This is a genomic window from Marinobacter sp. (genome assembly GCF_041687235.1).
In the GTDB taxonomy this organism is placed as follows: Bacteria; Pseudomonadota; Gammaproteobacteria; order Pseudomonadales; family Oleiphilaceae; genus Marinobacter.
On record NZ_JAWLCH010000001.1, the window covers coordinates 474826 to 489954 of the forward strand.

The 15129-nt window shown below is 58.9% G+C and carries 12 protein-coding genes; 8 read left to right on the forward strand and 4 right to left on the reverse strand.

What is annotated here, in order from left to right; translation table 11 throughout:
• Window position 1: 1 nt before the first annotated feature.
• Window positions 2-460, reverse strand: a complete 459-nt coding sequence (locus tag ACESMK_RS02025) for an NfeD family protein (RefSeq protein WP_372994753.1) — start codon at window positions 458-460, stop codon at window positions 2-4.
• Between the two features lie 207 nt (window positions 461-667).
• On the opposite strand from ACESMK_RS02025, the gene ACESMK_RS02030 reads away from it, so the two are divergent.
• From ACESMK_RS02030 to ACESMK_RS02040, 3 genes are all read left to right on the forward strand, one after another.
• A complete protein-coding gene (locus ACESMK_RS02030) occupies window positions 668-1483 on the forward strand; it encodes an SDR family NAD(P)-dependent oxidoreductase (protein WP_372994755.1) in 816 nt (271 codons plus the stop codon).
• A gap of 108 nt (window positions 1484-1591) precedes the next feature.
• On the forward strand, window positions 1592-2692 hold the full coding sequence (locus ACESMK_RS02035) for a GGDEF domain-containing protein (protein ID WP_372994757.1): 1101 nt from the start codon (window positions 1592-1594) through the stop codon (window positions 2690-2692).
• Window positions 2693-2740: 48 nt separating this feature from the next.
• Window positions 2741-3526 (forward strand): class II glutamine amidotransferase, encoded by a 786-nt coding sequence (locus ACESMK_RS02040; RefSeq protein ID WP_372994759.1) that lies wholly within the window; start codon window positions 2741-2743, stop codon window positions 3524-3526.
• Window positions 3527-3662: 136 nt separating this feature from the next.
• On the opposite strand, the gene ACESMK_RS02045 is transcribed toward ACESMK_RS02040, so the two are convergent.
• On the reverse strand, window positions 3663-4568 hold the full coding sequence (locus ACESMK_RS02045; RefSeq protein ID WP_372994761.1) for a metal-dependent hydrolase: 906 nt from the start codon (window positions 4566-4568) through the stop codon (window positions 3663-3665).
• Window positions 4569-4793: 225 nt separating this feature from the next.
• Here ACESMK_RS02045 and ACESMK_RS02050 point away from each other — a divergent pair, with 225 nt between their 5' ends.
• The 3 genes from ACESMK_RS02050 to ACESMK_RS02060 all read left to right on the forward strand — a co-directional run bounded on the left by ACESMK_RS02050 (window position 4794) and on the right by ACESMK_RS02060 (window position 8664).
• Complete coding sequence (locus tag ACESMK_RS02050) at window positions 4794-5900, forward strand: helix-turn-helix domain-containing protein (protein WP_372994763.1); 1107 nt, start codon at window positions 4794-4796, stop codon at window positions 5898-5900.
• 369 nt (window positions 5901-6269) lie between these two features.
• On the forward strand, window positions 6270-6677 hold the full coding sequence (locus ACESMK_RS02055; RefSeq protein ID WP_372994765.1) for an NINE protein: 408 nt from the start codon (window positions 6270-6272) through the stop codon (window positions 6675-6677).
• Between the two features lie 124 nt (window positions 6678-6801).
• Window positions 6802-8664: a 7TM diverse intracellular signaling domain-containing protein gene (locus ACESMK_RS02060; RefSeq protein WP_372994767.1), complete on the forward strand. Its 1863-nt coding sequence runs from the start codon at window positions 6802-6804 to the stop codon at window positions 8662-8664.
• On the opposite strand, the gene ACESMK_RS02065 is transcribed toward ACESMK_RS02060, so the two are convergent.
• The gene (locus ACESMK_RS02065) at window positions 8661-10028 is read right to left on the reverse strand and encodes a WS/DGAT/MGAT family O-acyltransferase (protein ID WP_372994768.1); all 1368 of its coding nucleotides are present in this window, start codon (window positions 10026-10028) and stop codon (window positions 8661-8663) included. The genes ACESMK_RS02060 and ACESMK_RS02065 overlap by 4 nt on opposite strands.
• 199 nt (window positions 10029-10227) lie before the next feature.
• Between ACESMK_RS02065 and ACESMK_RS02070 the strand changes: the two genes are divergently transcribed.
• On the forward strand, window positions 10228-11292 hold the full coding sequence (locus ACESMK_RS02070; RefSeq protein WP_372994770.1) for an efflux RND transporter periplasmic adaptor subunit: 1065 nt from the start codon (window positions 10228-10230) through the stop codon (window positions 11290-11292).
• Window positions 11292-14462, forward strand: coding sequence for an efflux RND transporter permease subunit (locus tag ACESMK_RS02075; protein WP_372994772.1), 3171 nt, complete (start codon window positions 11292-11294; stop codon window positions 14460-14462). The genes ACESMK_RS02070 and ACESMK_RS02075 overlap by 1 nt, the downstream gene beginning before the upstream one ends.
• A 124-nt stretch (window positions 14463-14586) precedes the next feature.
• Here ACESMK_RS02075 and nirD read toward each other — a convergent pair whose 3' ends face one another.
• Window positions 14587-14955, reverse strand: coding sequence for a nitrite reductase small subunit NirD (nirD, locus tag ACESMK_RS02080; RefSeq protein WP_372994774.1), 369 nt, complete (start codon window positions 14953-14955; stop codon window positions 14587-14589).
• Window positions 14956-15129 lie beyond the last annotated feature (174 nt).

The following is a 15129-nucleotide window of genomic DNA, read 5'->3' on the forward strand; positions in this document are numbered from 1 at the left end:
CTTACTGCTCCTTGTGTGTGATCGTCTGAACAACGGCAGTTGTGCCGTCGAAATGTCTGAAAATGACGCTGGTTCCTTCCGGAAGATCGGTTTCCCCGGTATCCGCGACTCGCAGGCGATAGAAATCACCATTGACCTTGATGCCGGTAGCACCATCGAAATCCCGCTTCAGGGTCTGGTAACGCCGGCCCTGCTCTACCCCCGTGCCCGTGGTTCCATACGCCACGCCCCTGGGTGAGAAGCGAGGCCTGATCCAGCGAATGGCGACAGGCACCAGGATGCCGGAGAAAATGCCCATGCCGGCGAGCTGCCACTCAAAGGAAACGCCCAGAAAAGCCAGCAGGGCGGTCAAAGCGGCGGCAATGCCCAGGGCCAGAAGCAACAGGACACCAGAGGCCAGTTCCGTCAGGCTCAGCACCAGAGCCAGAATCAGCCAGAAATGTGTGAGACTCCATTCCATACAGAAAATCCACAGGGTCGGGGGACGGTGGGCCGGCCTATGTTACCCGCCGGCTGACGGTGGTGGATTGTACCGGAAACCGGGTGCTGAGTCAGAGAGTGGCCGGAATGCCTTGTGGCCTGGTTCACTAAAGCCATATCCCGCGTGCAGGCAGCTGTTAGAGTATCTGCTTTAATTGCCAGAGCACACAACAAGAGGTCTGTGACCATGAAAAATCTCAAGAACAAAGTTGCCGTTGTTACCGGTGCCGGCTCGGGTATCGGTCGTGCGCTCGCCAGATCCCTGGCGGACCGGGGCTGCAGGCTGGCGCTGTCGGATGTCAACGAGGCAGGCCTCGCGGAAACCGCAGAAGCGCTGAAAGGCGCTGATCTGAAGACCTATCGGCTGGATGTCTCGGATCGCGATGCCATCTTTGCCCATGCAGAGCAAGTTGTGAAAGACTTTGGTCAGGTCAATCTGGTCATCAACAATGCCGGCGTTGCGCTTTCGGCTACGGTACGCGAGATGACCGACGAGGACTTCAAATGGGTCATGGATATTGATTTCTGGGGTGTTGCCCATGGTACCCGGGCCTTCCTGCCCCACCTGATTGCCTCGGGCGATGGTCACGTGGTGAACGTCTCCAGCGTATTTGGCCTGATCGGCGTGCCCAAACAAAGCGCTTATAACGCCGCCAAGTTCGCGGTTCGCGGATTCACCGAAGCACTGCGCCAGGAAATGAAACTGGAGAACCAGCCGGTGGCAGTGAGTTGTGTGCATCCGGGAGGCATTCGGACCAACATTGCCAATGCGGCGCGCATGGGCAAGTCCGAGAACGCCGATGCCCAGCGCAAGGGCTTCGACAAGCTGGCCATGACCACGCCAGAGAAGGCGGCTGAGACGATTGTAAAAGGTATTCTGAGGAATGAATCCCGCATTCTGGTTGGCCCGGATGCCTGGGGTATCGATGTAATCAACCGCCTGCTGGGCTCCGCATACCAACCTCTGGTAGAGCGATTCTCCCGGAAGAACCTGTATATCTGATAAATAATTGTGTCTGTTGTGGACTCCGGTGATTGCCGGAGTCTGCTGTACATTTTACAAACAGTTTTTCGTGGCTATACTCGGAAGCTGATCCAAGGAAGAGTCAGCATGAATACGCCTCACCATTCCGACCTGGGGGCCACTCTGGAACAGAGCCGCTCGGGTCTGCGCGACAGTCATCGCCGCTCACTGATGCGGCTGCTTTTTCTGGTTACCGGCTCGGCGCTGGTGGTTTTCGCGTGCCTGCAGATTCTCAATGATCATCTCTGGGTGGGTGTCGGGGAGCTTTGTGCCAGTGCGTTGCTCTATTTCGGCGTCTGGCGCCTGAAATCCACACCCTACCTGCAGCGTTGGATCTACGCCTATCTGGTAACACTGTTCGCCTTCTTCCTCGTGATCATGCTGTTGCCGGAAGCCTCGGTGGCCGCGTTTGTCTGGGTGTTGATGATGCCGGTACTGGCCTATTTGCTGCTGGGCAAGCACGAAGGCATGGTTCTCAGCGCGCCCTTCATGCTGGCCGGCGGCGTGATCTATTACATCCACCTTGGCCATGTGGGCAATCCCCACGCCATGATCGATCTGCTTAACATGGTCTTGTGCGGCGGGCTGATGCTGGCCTTCATCCACCTGTACGAGGTGCGCCGTGAAGAGGCCGAACAGCGTCTGGTGGATATGGCCCAGACGGACGCGCTGACCGGCCTCGCCAACCGCAGCAACTTCCAGGGTACCCTGAACCGTACGATCGCCGAGTGTGACCGCAGTGGTTCCGGATTTGCGCTGGTGGTAATGGATATTGACCATTTCAAGGTTGTCAACGACACCCTGGGCCATGAGGCCGGCGACTACGTGCTCAAGAACATCAGCCGATGCCTGACCGAGCGCCTGAGAAGCACGGACTTTGTCGGCCGCCTCGGTGGCGAGGAGTTCGGCCTGATTCTGAGGGATGTGAAGCCGGCAGATGCGTTTGTCCTGATGGACGAGCTGCGCCAGCGAATCTCTGAGCGCGAACTGCCTTATGGCGACGCCCGCATTCGGGTGACTGCGTCCTTCGGGATTGCCCAGTGGCCAGACCATGGTCGCGAAGCCGAGAGTCTGTTCCGGGTTGCAGATCGATGGCTTTACAGGGGCAAGCGAGCAGGGCGGAATCGTGTGGTCGGCGCCGGTCATAACCCCCGTCAGCTTGAGATTCTGACTGTCGAAGCGGGCTGATTCCGGTATTCTTGGGGCTATCATTCTCCTGCAAGATTGAAGTAGCCCATGTGTGAACTGCTGGCCATGAGCGCCAATACACCCACCGACCTGTGTTTCAGCTTCACCGGGCTGACCCGGCGGGGCGGAGAAACCGGCCCCCATAAAGACGGTTGGGGTGTCGCATTTTACGAGGGTAAAGGCGTCCGGGCCTTCCATGATGCCGACGCCAGCGCCAATTCCCGCATTGCTGAAGTGGTCCAGACTCACCCGATCAAGAGTGAAGTGGCCATCTGCCACATTCGCCAGGCCAACGTTGGCGACATCTGCCTGGCCAACACCCATCCGTTCATGCGTGAGCTCTGGGGCCGTTACTGGGTCTTCGCCCACAACGGCCAGCTCTCCGGCTTCCGTTCGACTCCGGGATTCTATGAGCCGGTCGGCACCACCGACAGCGAAGCCCTGTTCTGCGACATCCTCAACCACTTGCGCAGCCATTGTGACCGAAGCACTTCCACCGACCATATCATTGACCGACTGGTGCGCCTGTCGATGGCTTACGCCAGCCAGGGCGTGTTCAACCTCCTGCTCAGCAACGGCGACTGGCTGTTTACCTATTGCACCACCAAAATGGCCAGCATTACCCGACGGGCTCCGTTTGGTCCCGCTCGTCTGAAAGACGCGGACGTGACGGTGGACTTTGAATCGGAGACTACGCCCAACGATATCGTCAGCGTGATCGTTACTGAACCTCTGACCACCGATGAAAAGTGGGATGTTTACCAGCCGGGTGAATGGCGGCTTTGGCGGAAGGGAGAGGTTATTCGCTCTGGCGTCGCTGAGCCGAATGCGTGACCCGGGAGTGTGGAATCGGGTGGGGAGGTCTTTCTTCCGGGAAAAGGCAACTCGCTGCGCTCAGACATCATTTTCCCTCCACAAAGACCTCCCCACCCGCTTCCCTTCAGGGTGGGGAGTTGAGTTGCTTCCGGGATTACTGAAGGGTGCGGCGATTACCCTTCTGATACTGCGGTGCAATGTGTGACTGGATCTCTTCCTTGAAACGGGCGATCAGGTCGCTGTTGTCGTGATCCCAGGGGTGGAAGCCGGGTTTGAAGTACTCCAGCCATGTGGGAATCAGGCTTGAGAAGGTCCCGTTTATGCCCCACAGGCGCCAGAGACCGGTGGCGGTGTCTTTCAGAGAGAAGTTCTTGCGGTCGTTCAGCATCATCCGGCTGGTAAAATAGGTGCTCATCACACCCAGGGCGGCGGTGCTGAACATGAGATAAAAGGCCCTTTCGGCGTAGGTCCCGCCGGCAGCCTGGAACACATCGTAGGCAACCGCCTTGTGCTCGGTTTCTTCAATCGCATGCCAGACCCACAGCGGACGCATGGATTCATCCATGTCCTGGCGCACATCGTCGCGCTCCAGCAGCATGTCGGCCATCATCGCGGTAAGGTGCTCCAGCGCACAGGTAATGGCCAACTGGTGGCGCTTGGGCAGCTTCTTGGCGATGCCCAGAACGACTTCCAGGTGTTTTTCCAGCTCTTCCACCGGCATGCCCTGGTCGCGAACGTGTTGGTTCATGGCGATGTGCTCCAGGGAATGCATGGCCTCCTGGCCGATGAACCCGCGTATCTCCTCTTTCAGTTTGGGATCGGAGATCTTGTCCCGGAACGCTCTTACCGAATCAACGAAGAACTGCTCGCCCTGGGGAAACAGTACCGAAAGCCCGTTCATGATGTGACTGATGGTGTAGCTGTTGTCGACCCAGTAACGGGGTACCTGCTCACCGAACTCAAACCCCATGCGCTGGGCTGTGATGGTGACGTTGTCGGGTGTGTTGGAGGCCCTGGTAACCGGAGCCGTCTTCTTTTCTGCGGTTTTGCTGCTCAGCATGTGTGTACTCCTCACTCTGGCTGATGTCATGGCTCCAGTGTGGGGCAGTCAATGTCCGGCAGGAATGCGCAAAGAGGACGGCCGTCGATCAGGTTGGGACACCGCCCGGAAAATGATTGGCTATGCTGACAGCGACCAGGGTGCGCCGGGCCCCACTGTCGCGGTGTAAGGCATCTGGTAAAGTCCAATGACGTGCTTCAGCCAATTCAATAATAAGGAATGCCAATGAGCGCAACCGGTTCGGATAGAGAACGGCAGATGCTGGGATTGTTCCTGGTGCCGGGCGCTTATCTGCGGGTTCTGGCCGAGACCGTCCGTCAACTGGGCTATAACGACCGGTTGCTCTATGAAGGCCTGGATGTCGCCCCGGACGATCTCAAGTCCAACGACAGCCGGGTGTTTGTCACCGATGCCATCATCATGGCCCAACGGGCCCTGAACCTCGCTGGCAAGGACGGTCTGAGCTTTGTGCTGGCCCGGGAGCTACGGCTGACGATCCATGGCACCCTGGGTTTCGCGGCACTTACCAGCCCCACCTTCGCCGATGCCCTTGATTCCGTACGCCGATACCTCCATCTGCGGGTGCCGTTTCTGGGTATGAGCCAGTCCGAGGCCGATGATCAGGTGCTGGTAAAACTCTGCACCGAATTCGAAGTGCCCGGCCTCTATCCGTTTCTGGCCGAGACCGTCAGCGCCACCCTGATTCTGCTGACCGAGCAACTGCTGGATCGTGACGATGCCGCAAAGCGCGGCTTCGCCCTGGAGGACGGCAAGCTGCCGGGTGTCACGGTTCGCCTCAGCGCGCCCGAGCCACCCTGGTACCGGCCGTTTGCTGATCAGCTTCCTGTGCGATTCGAATACGGCCAGCCCGACGAAATGATGGTGTTCCCCCGGGAGCTTTTGAACGTGCGCATGCGCCTGGCCGATGCGGAAGCCTCCCGAATGGCTCGCGACCAGTGCGAGTTCGAGCTGCAGAAGGCCCTGAAGGAACAGGGTGACATCGTCATGGCCATTCGCAATATGCTTCGGATGATGCCGGGTCCGCTGCCGTCACTGGAAGCCATGGCGGAACGATTCTGCGTCTCGTCCCGAACACTCAAGCGCCGGCTGGCGGACCGGGATACCAGCTATCGGGAAATTGTCGAATCGGTGTTGAAAGACCGGGCGATCCAGTTGCTCCGGTATACCAACCAATCAGTCAGCGAGATTGCCTACGAGCTGGGCTATGCCGACCTGTCCAACTTTAGCCGGGCGTTCCGGAAGTGGACCGGCAAGTCGGCCAGCGAGTTTCGCGAGGGTGGGCCGGATCCGGCTCCGGAGGTTGGTCCCTGATTTTTGGGGCCTCCTGGTTTGGAGCGTGGTCGCAGGGCAGGGCATAAATTTTCAGGGTAAAAAGCAACTCGCTTCGCTCAGACATCTTTTTCCCCTGAAAATTTATGCCCCACCCCACGCCCTGTGAACAAAGGTGAGGCCCGTCCGGGAAATTCATTTAAGTGTTTTAATTTGTTTTTATTTCCTATGCCACAATAGTTTGACGGACGGGGGGGCGGATTATTTTCCCGCCAGGAAAAAGATGTCTGAGCGAAGCGAGTTGTTTTTCCCAAGGGAAAATAATCCGTCCCCCCGGCCAGCCCCCAAACCATCCCGGCTGGGAACCAAAGTAGAATCCACCGACGAGACCGAAAACAGGACCCAGAAACCATGACAGATCGCCCAAACACCCACAGCAAACTGATCGGCTACCTGCTATGGATCTTCGGATTCCTGGGTTCGCACCGGTTTTACTACGGCAAACCCGTTACCGGCACCATCTGGTTCTTTACCCTGGGGCTGCTGTTTATCGGCTGGATTATTGACCTGTTCCTGATTCCGGCCATGGACCGGGAGGCGGACCTTCGGTTCCGGGAAGGTGAGGTCAGCTACAACATCGGCTGGATCCTGCTGACCTTCCTGGGGATTTTCGGTATTCACCGGATGTACATGGGCAAGTGGATTACCGGAATCATCTACCTGTTCACCGGCGGCCTGTTCCTGATCGGTGTGCTGTATGACTTCTGGACCCTGAACAACCAGATTTCCATCCGGAACGAGGAACGCCGGTTCACCTAAACCAGGAGTTCTGCTTCGGGGGCTTGACGTTAATCAAGTGGCGCTCCATTTTCCGGGACTTTCGTTTTAAACGGAAAGTTTTCGTTGGACAATGGGCATCTGCGTTGAGGTTCCCGGAGATCGTGTGCTGAAGTCTGTTTTTTCCTTCTGTCAGGTGGCGATACTTTTGTCACTGTGGCTGCCGCAGAGTTTGGCTTCTTCGGCCTTGGCGCCCGTTGTGGTTGGAGAAGAGACTGCCTACACCCTGTCGGGGTGGATGTCGGTATACCGCGATGAGACATCGGACCTACCTTTTACCGATGCTGTCAGGCTTTACCAAGCCGGTGCATTTGAACAGCCGGCCACAGTTGATCCCTCCCGCACCAATTTTGGCCTGACCTCCGATCAGATATGGCTTGCCCTGGAGTTCTCGACGAAGGCTGAAATTTCAGAGCGATGGTTTTTTGAGGTGGCACACGCCTCGCTCGATTATGTGGACTTCTATCTGCTGGAAGATGGCGAACAGTTGGCTCATTTTCGCTCGGGTGACCGCGAACCGTTTCATGAAAAACCCGTCCGCCACCGAAACCACGTGTTTCCCGCCCGCCTGTCTCCCGACCGCCATTATCAGCTGTTCCTGAGTGTTCGTTCCGCCGGCACACTCACAGTGCCGGTGACCCTGTGGCAGGAAGACAGCTTGTGGGCAAGTGACCAGCAGACATACTCAGCTTTAAGTCTTTACTACGGTGTTCTCGTTGCGCTACTGGTATACAACCTGTTCCTGTTCTTTTCCCTGCGTGACCCACTCTATCTGACGTATGTGGGATTTATAGCCTGCCTGGGCGTGGGGCAAGCTGGCTTGTCAGGCCTGACGGGGCAGTTCCTTTGGCCTGAAACGCCCTGGTTGGTCCACCTGTCGCCAACCGCCGGAGTCGCCGCCGCCGGCGTCTTTGGGGCATTGTTCGTACACAGGTTCCTCGCCGGCACGCCGGCTCGGCTGAAACTTGGATGGCTCATGCCTGGCCTCAGCATCGCTTACGGCGTCACCTTCCTGACTGCGATTCTGGGTTCCTATCATCTGGCGGCGATTTCAGTAAACCTCATTTCCATGGTTCTGGTAGCCGGGGCTCTTTTCCTTGGTGCGGTCAGTCTGTTGCGAGGGGAGCCCGGAGCCCGGTTCTTCGTACTGGCCTGGGTGTGCTTCCTCCTGGGTGTCCTGGTTATCACCCTTCACAACGTGGGCATACTGCCCTCGAACAGCTTTACCACCAATGCAATGCTGATTGGTTCGGCCATGGAGATGTTGCTGCTGTCCCTGGCCCTGGCGGACCGGATCAACGAATTGCAAAGGGCCCGGGTGCGTGCCCAGAAGCAGGCGTTGCGGAGCCGACAGAAAGTACTGGAGGTTGTTAAGGAAAACGAACGACAGCTGGAAAGCCGGGTCGCCGAACGCACGCGGGAGTTGGAGGCGGTCAACCTTCAGTTGCGGGAAAGCCAGCATTTGCTGGAGAAGCAGGCCAATCACGATACGCTCACCGGCCTGGCGAACCGGAAGCTATTGCAGGATAGGATCATGGGCGCCAAGGCTCGGGCCCGGCGTTCGGGGGAGAGTTTTGCCCTGGTGGTCGTGGATCTCAACAAGTTCAAACAGATCAACGATACCTTTGGTCATGTAGCCGGTGATGAAGTGCTGATTGCGATTGGTAACCGGTTGGGAGCGGTCCCCAGAGGCTCGGATACCGTCGCCCGAATCGGTGGTGACGAGTTTGTTCTTCTGCTGGAAGGGATCCATGGCCAGGACGATCTCGACCGCATTGAAACACATCTCGCCAGAATTGGTGATTCGCCGATTCCATTGAGTTGTGGCACTGATGTCCGTGTCGGGTTGAGCATAGGGATAGCCCTGTATCCGGACGATACCCGGGATCTGGAACGCCTGTTCTCGCTCGCTGACGCAGCCATGTACCGTAACAAGCAGAACGGAAAAGCTGGCTCGTGTGAGGTTTAGAGGCCGGCGGCGGTTTCCAGTTCGATCAGGGCCTCTTCCAGATAGTCGAGCATTCGCTGCAGGCTGGGTAGCGTGCGGCGGCAACCGATGAGGCCGAATTCCACCTGGTCGCCGTAGCTGGTCAGGGTCATGTTCAGGGCCAGGCGGTCCATGGCGATGGAGACCGGGTACATGCCGTCCATCGTGGCACCGTTCCAGTAGCAAGTCTCTCGCGGTCCGGGGACGTTCGAAATCACCACGTTGAAGGTCTGCCATTTTGGTGCCATGCCGGTGAGCAGATTGAACGCAGCCGGCGCCAGGGTCAGGGCGGTGTAGTTGATGATTTCTTCCGGGGACATGTGGGCATAGCGGTCCTTGGCGGCTTTCACATCCTCGTGGATCTGCATCAGCCGGGTCACCGGACTGGTGACATCGGTATGCAGCGAGGCGAGGATAACGCCGACCTGATTGCCGCCGGAACTGTCATCCTTGCGTAGGGACACTGGCACCATGGCGATCAGCGGCTTTTCCGGCAGGGCGTCCAGGTTCATCAGGTAGCTGCGCAGCGCCGTGGCGCACATGGCCATCACCACATCATTGACCGTGGTTCCATAGGCCTTGCACACACCCTTTATCCGGCTCAGGCAGTAGGATTGCGCGGCGAAGCGCCGGGAACCGGTGATCTTCTGGTTCAGGATGCTGCGGGGCGCGTGGAAAATGGAAGAGTAAGCCGGGTCTTTGCGGGCGTCGTTGATGGTTCTCAGCAGTTCCCGGGCCACGGTGGGCACCGTGCCCAGTTGCTTGCCGGATTCCCCCAGCAGATGGCCGACAATTCGCCACAGGGAGGGGCCGCCATCATCCTTTTCACGGGATGGGCGGGGTGGCATGGCCCAGATCGGCGGCATGTCCCGCTCGCCGGTATCCTGGCACAGCATCTGGGTGACCATCCGCATGGCCGATACACCGTCCACCAGTGCATGGTGCACCTTGATATACACCGCAAACTGCCGCTCGCCCAATCCCTCAATCAGATGAAACTCCCACAGCGGTCGCTCCCGGTCCATCAGGTGGGAGTGTTCCGCCGAGACAAACGACAACAATTCCCTGACCCGTCCCGGGGTCGGCAGTGCTTCGAACCGGAAATGGTGCTCCAGATCCAGGTGCTCGTCTTCCACCCAGACCGGCTGGCCGAAACGGTAATCCAGGCGCTGATTAAATGGAGGAGTCACCTTCGTGTACTGCCTGAGCCGATCGGCCAGCCGGGCCACGTAATCATCCGGTGCGTCGTCCGGGAAGGAGAACAGCTGAAGCCCGCCAACGTGCATGGGCTGCTGCCGCTTTTCTAGCCAGAGAAAAAGCTGATCCGTAGGGCTGAGGGGTTTCACAGGGCGTCCTTGTTGTCGGTACTGTGACAATAGTAGCGCAGATAAATGGCAACGGGATTGGCCCCTATGCGGATTCCTTTTACCGGCCGGGCCAAACGGCCCGCAAGGTCCGGACAGGGTTTTTCGTCGTAAGCCATAAACTAACGTTAGCAATTGCATCCATCGAACGATTTTTGGAGAAAAGGATGTGGCTACCCTCATGAGGAGCCTGCAAGGTGCTTTATTACTTGTGGGCAGTCTGTTTCCGCCGTTTATCGCTGCCCAGGACTTGCCAAGTGTCCAGCTGGAAACCGTGTCTTCGGAAGATATCGTCCAGGAAGTGACCCTGAACGGCACCGTGAACGCTCTTCGAGTATCCGGCATATCCGTTTCCGTTGCAGGACTGCTGGACGAGGTTCGTGTGGAAACCGGAGATCGTGTCTCGCAGGGCGATGTGCTGGTGAAACTGGACGATGAAATGGTGACCTGGGAGTTGGCCTCCGCCCGGGCTGAGGCGGAAGAGGCGCGCAGTCGTCTGGAGGAAGCCGAGCGCCGGCTGCGCGAGGCCCGGTCCGTCGGCGCAGGGCGTAACATTGCGGCCACGGAGGTGAGTGCCCGGGAAAGTGAAGTTGCCGCCCGCGAGGCTACCCTTGCTCGCCTGGAGGCGGTCCGTCGACAGGTTGACGTTCGGGCCGGGCGCCACCGTGTGGCAGCACCCTTCGACGGCGTGGTCAGCCAGCGCTCGAGGGATCTCGGGGAATGGGTAACCCCGGGTGACCAGCTGCTGACACTGGTGGATACCGATAATCTGCGCCTGGACTTCCAGGTACCTCAAACCTTCTTCAAACGCATCGACGATAACAGCCAGCTGCTGATCCAGAACGGAGAGGATCGGAGCAGAGCGGTTATCGATGTCCTGGTGCCGATCAACGATCCCCAGTCCCGAACCTTTCTCCTTCGAGCCGTAAAGCCTGACTCCGTAAAGCTGCTTCCGGGCATGGCGACCCAGGCGGTCTTGCGGGTAACCACCGGCGAACGCGGGCTGACTGTTTCACGGGATGCCATCAATCGCTATCCCGAGGGGCGGACCACGGTATGGATCGCTGAGCCGGAGGATGAAGATACCTGGACTGTGCGGGAGAAACGGGTGCGCCTGGGTACAAGCTTCGAGGGCCGGGTACAAGTGACCAGCGGTCTCGAATCAGACCAGCGGGTCGTGGTCCGTGGCAATGAATCCCTTAGCGAGGGTATCAGCGTGCAGGTTGCCGAACGGGAGAGCCGCTGATGTTCGCCGGTATTATCCGCCACGGCACCCTGGTGACCGTTATTGCCCTGATTGTTGCCATTCTGGGTGCGGCCGCCGCGCTCCGGATTCCGGTCCAGATGATTCCGGACCTGGAGGTGCGCACTGTCACGGTCGAAACCAGCTGGCCTGGCGCCACGCCCCAGGACATTGAGAAAGAGATCCTGATTGAGCAGGAACGTTTCCTGCGCAATGTCCCGAATCTCAGCCGGATGACCGCTACCGCCTCCAGTGGCTCGGCGGAAATCGAGCTGGAGTTTCCGTTCGGCGTGGATATTACCGAGACCCTTATCCAGATCAACAACGCCCTGAGTCAGGTTTCCGACTATCCCCGCAACGTGGACGAGCCGAGGATTGTTGCCGCGTCATTTTCGTCGAATGCATTCATGTACTTCCGGATAGCCACCCTCGAGGGGAACCCCCGGGAGCTGGATATCGAGCTGATGCGCGATTTCATTGAAGATCGCGTGCGACCCAGGATGGAGAGTGTGCCCGGAGTCTCCGAGGTAACTGTCGGCGGCGGCGCCGACCGGCAGATGCAGATCATTGTCGACGAAGCGGCCCTGGCCCAGCGTGGCCTGAGTCTGGTGGATCTGCGCGATGCCATCGTGGCCCGCAACCAGGATATTTCCGGTGGCGAGATCGATTCGGGAAAGCGCCGCTATCTTCTGCGTACTGTGGGGCGCTTTGACGATGTTGAATCCCTGGAGCAGCTGGTGGTTCGCAGGCAGGGGGACAGTGTGGTGCGGCTGGGTGAAGTGGCTCAGGTGCAGCAGGGCCACTCCCGGATACGTGAACTGTCCATCATCAACGGCCAGCGGGTGATCGGACTTCAGGTCCGCCGGGAAAGCGGTTCCAACGTGATTGATATCAAGCACGCCATGATGGGGGAAGTGGCGGCTATCAACCGGGAAGTGCTGGAGCCTGCGGGCATGAGCCTGGGCCTCACGGCGGATGATGCTCGCTACGTGGAAGCCTCCGTGGCCAATGTCTGGACCAACCTGGGGATTGGTGCTGCCTTCGCAACTCTGGTGATGTTTCTGTTTCTGAGGTCTGGCCGGGCGACGTTTGCCGGCGTGGTGGGCATTCCGCTGTGCGCGATAGCGGCGTTTATCGGCTTACTGATCACCGGCCGCACCATCAACGTGATTTCCCTGGCCGGTATTGCCTTTGCCATCGGCATGACGGTGGATAACAGTATCGTGGTGCTGGAAAACATCGAGCGACACCGGCGGCTGGGGCTGGACCGATTTGAATCCGCCCTCAAGGGTGTTCGCGAAGTCTGGCCTGCCGTGTTGGCGTCAACCACCACAACCATCCTGGTTTTCCTGCCGATCCTGTTTATCGAGGAAGAAGCCGGTCAGTTGTACTCGGATGTGGCGATAGCGATCTCCGCTGCCATTCTGGCGTCAATGCTGGTGGCAACCACCATTATTCCCACGCTCTGTGCGCGGCTGGATTTCGGCCGGCGGGGCGTGAAAACCGATCAGTATGGTAATGAAACTTCCGGACGCTGGAGTGGAGCTGTCATGGCCGCGGTAAAGTGGCTTGTAAACGGCACGGTGCGCAGGGTTCTGGTCATGGCTGCGACCGTTGGCTTCAGCCTCTGGGTGATCCTCGTGCTGACCCCGCCCGCGGAGTACCTGCCCGAGGGCGAGGAACCCAAGACCTTTGCCGCCATGTCGGCGCCGCCCGGTTATAACCTGTCTGAAATGGAAGCCATTGCCCGCCAGGTCGAAGACCACTTCCTGCCCCACGTCAACGCTGATGGTGAGGCCTACGCCGCCGGCGAAACCAGCGTGCCGCCCATGGCCTATCTCAACATGCAGGTAACCCCGACCCGGGTGCGGATCATCGCGGAAACACTGAACCCGCGGCATATTGAAGCCTTGATGGATGAGATTACCCGTTTCTATGAGCAGTTCCCGGGCATGCGCGCCTTTGCCGCGAAGGGGTCCATTATTTCCAGCAATGATGGCGGCACCCGCAGCATCAACCTGGATGTCTCCGGTCCGGACCTGGTCTCGGTGTACCGTGCTGCCAATGCCGCTTACCGGCGGGCCGAGGAAATCTTCGACAATCCCCGCATTCAGAGCCAGCCTTCCACGCTATCCCTGGCGCAACCGCTGATCCAGATCATGCCCGACTGGGATCGTGCTGCCGAACTTGGCCTGGGCGCCGAGGGGATTGGTTTTACCGTGGCTTCGCTTACCGAGGGCAGCTATGTTGACGATTTCTTCCTGGATGACGAGAAGATCGATATCTACGTCTATGGCAGTGAAGGCCGTAACCCGGCCCTGGATGATCTGCCGGATGTCATGGTGCATACGCCCCAGGGGGCCACGTTGCCCCTGTCGAGCCTGGCCACCATCGAGGAGACCGTGGATACCAGCACCGTACGCCGCGTCGATGGCCGCCGCACCGTGACCCTGAACGTGATACCCCCGGCCGACGTGCCTCTGGAAGCCGGAGTTGAGCGGGTGCGCACGGAATTACTGCAGTCCATGCGTGACAGCGGTGACTTGCCGGCCAATGTCAACGTGGACATCTCCGGCGCCAGCGACCAGCTGAATGCCACGCGGGACGCACTGACTGGTAATTTCATCATTGCCATCGCGATTGTCTACCTGCTGCTGGTGGCCATATTCGCCCACTGGGGATTCCCGTTGCTGATTATGACTGCGATCCCCCTGGGCGTTGCTGGCGGCATCGTGGGCCTGGCCCTGATGAACCTGGTGGGTGGCCTGCTGCCCATGATCGGCCTCCAGCCCCTGACACAGCCCTTTGACATGATCACCATGCTGGGCTTCCTGATCCTGATGGGAACGGTGGTGAACAACCCGATCCTGGTGGTGGATCAGGCCCGGCAGAACCTGCGTCAGAAGGGCGTTACCGTGGTGCAAGCCGTCACCGGCGCCGTCCAGACCCGCCTGCGACCCATTGCCATGACCACGCTGACCACCATTTGCGGTCTCTCGCCCCTGGTGTTCCTGCCGGGCGAAGGTACCGAGCTTTATCGCGGTGTCGGAGCCATCGTCCTCTTCGGCCTGCTGGGGGCAGCCATCGTGACGGTGACCTTCTTGCCGTCACTGACCATCTTTGTTCTTGGCTGGCGGGAGCGTTGGCGGTTGCGCCGTACTGGGGAGGTCTGAGCTGGGAGTATCGCCGTCACACGCCATGGGAGGCCTTTGTTCCGGGGAAAAGCAACTCGCTTCGCTCAGACATCTTTTCCCCTGCACAAAGACCTCCCATACCACGCGCCGGCTCTTGCCGGCTTCAGGCAGCGATTGACTCTCGCTGATTGGCCCGGACTTCAAGTCGGATCTGATTGCCATCCAGCAGCACCGGATAGGTTTTGACCCGTACGATATCGTCTTCCAGACAAACGCCGGTGCGCAGACTGAAATGCTGCTTGTACAACGGCGACGCCACCACCGGCTCACCCTTCAAATCCCCGGTAATCCCCCGGGCCAGCACATTCGAGCCGCTGAACGGATCTGTGTGACTGATGGCAAACAACGCCGGCAGCCGATGCGGCAGATAAAACACCGCCACCGGTCCTTCTTCGGTCCATACCGCAATGCCCGATTCCGGTACCAGATCTTCTACGGTACAGACGGCTTCCCAACGTGTGCGTGGTTTCATCGTGTTTCTCCTATTCCTTCTGCGTTTATTTCAACTATGCGTTACAAGCGATACCACGGAAGCCTGGTGCGCGAGGTGGTATGGGGGTGCTTTTCTGGCGGGAAAAAGATGTCTGAGCGAAGCGAGTTGTTTTTCCCAGAAGAAAAGCACCCCCATGGCGCCTTGCTCTTCACC

Excerpts from the sequence above, each read along its gene's own strand:
- ACESMK_RS02025 (WP_372994753.1), bottom strand. The coding sequence starts at position 460 with ATGGAATGGAGTCTCACACATTTCTGGCTGATTCTGGCTCTGGTGCTG.
- ACESMK_RS02030 (WP_372994755.1), top strand. The coding sequence starts at position 668 with ATGAAAAATCTCAAGAACAAAGTTGCCGTTGTTACCGGTGCCGGCTCG.
- ACESMK_RS02035 (WP_372994757.1), top strand. The coding sequence starts at position 1,592 with ATGAATACGCCTCACCATTCCGACCTGGGGGCCACTCTGGAACAGAGC.
- ACESMK_RS02040 (WP_372994759.1), top strand. The coding sequence starts at position 2,741 with ATGTGTGAACTGCTGGCCATGAGCGCCAATACACCCACCGACCTGTGT.
- ACESMK_RS02045 (WP_372994761.1), bottom strand. The coding sequence starts at position 4,568 with ATGCTGAGCAGCAAAACCGCAGAAAAGAAGACGGCTCCGGTTACCAGG.
- ACESMK_RS02050 (WP_372994763.1), top strand. The coding sequence starts at position 4,794 with ATGAGCGCAACCGGTTCGGATAGAGAACGGCAGATGCTGGGATTGTTC.
- ACESMK_RS02055 (WP_372994765.1), top strand. The coding sequence starts at position 6,270 with ATGACAGATCGCCCAAACACCCACAGCAAACTGATCGGCTACCTGCTA.
- ACESMK_RS02070 (WP_372994770.1), top strand. The coding sequence starts at position 10,228 with ATGAGGAGCCTGCAAGGTGCTTTATTACTTGTGGGCAGTCTGTTTCCG.
- ACESMK_RS02075 (WP_372994772.1), top strand. The coding sequence starts at position 11,292 with ATGTTCGCCGGTATTATCCGCCACGGCACCCTGGTGACCGTTATTGCC.
- nirD (WP_372994774.1), bottom strand. The coding sequence starts at position 14,955 with ATGAAACCACGCACACGTTGGGAAGCCGTCTGTACCGTAGAAGATCTG.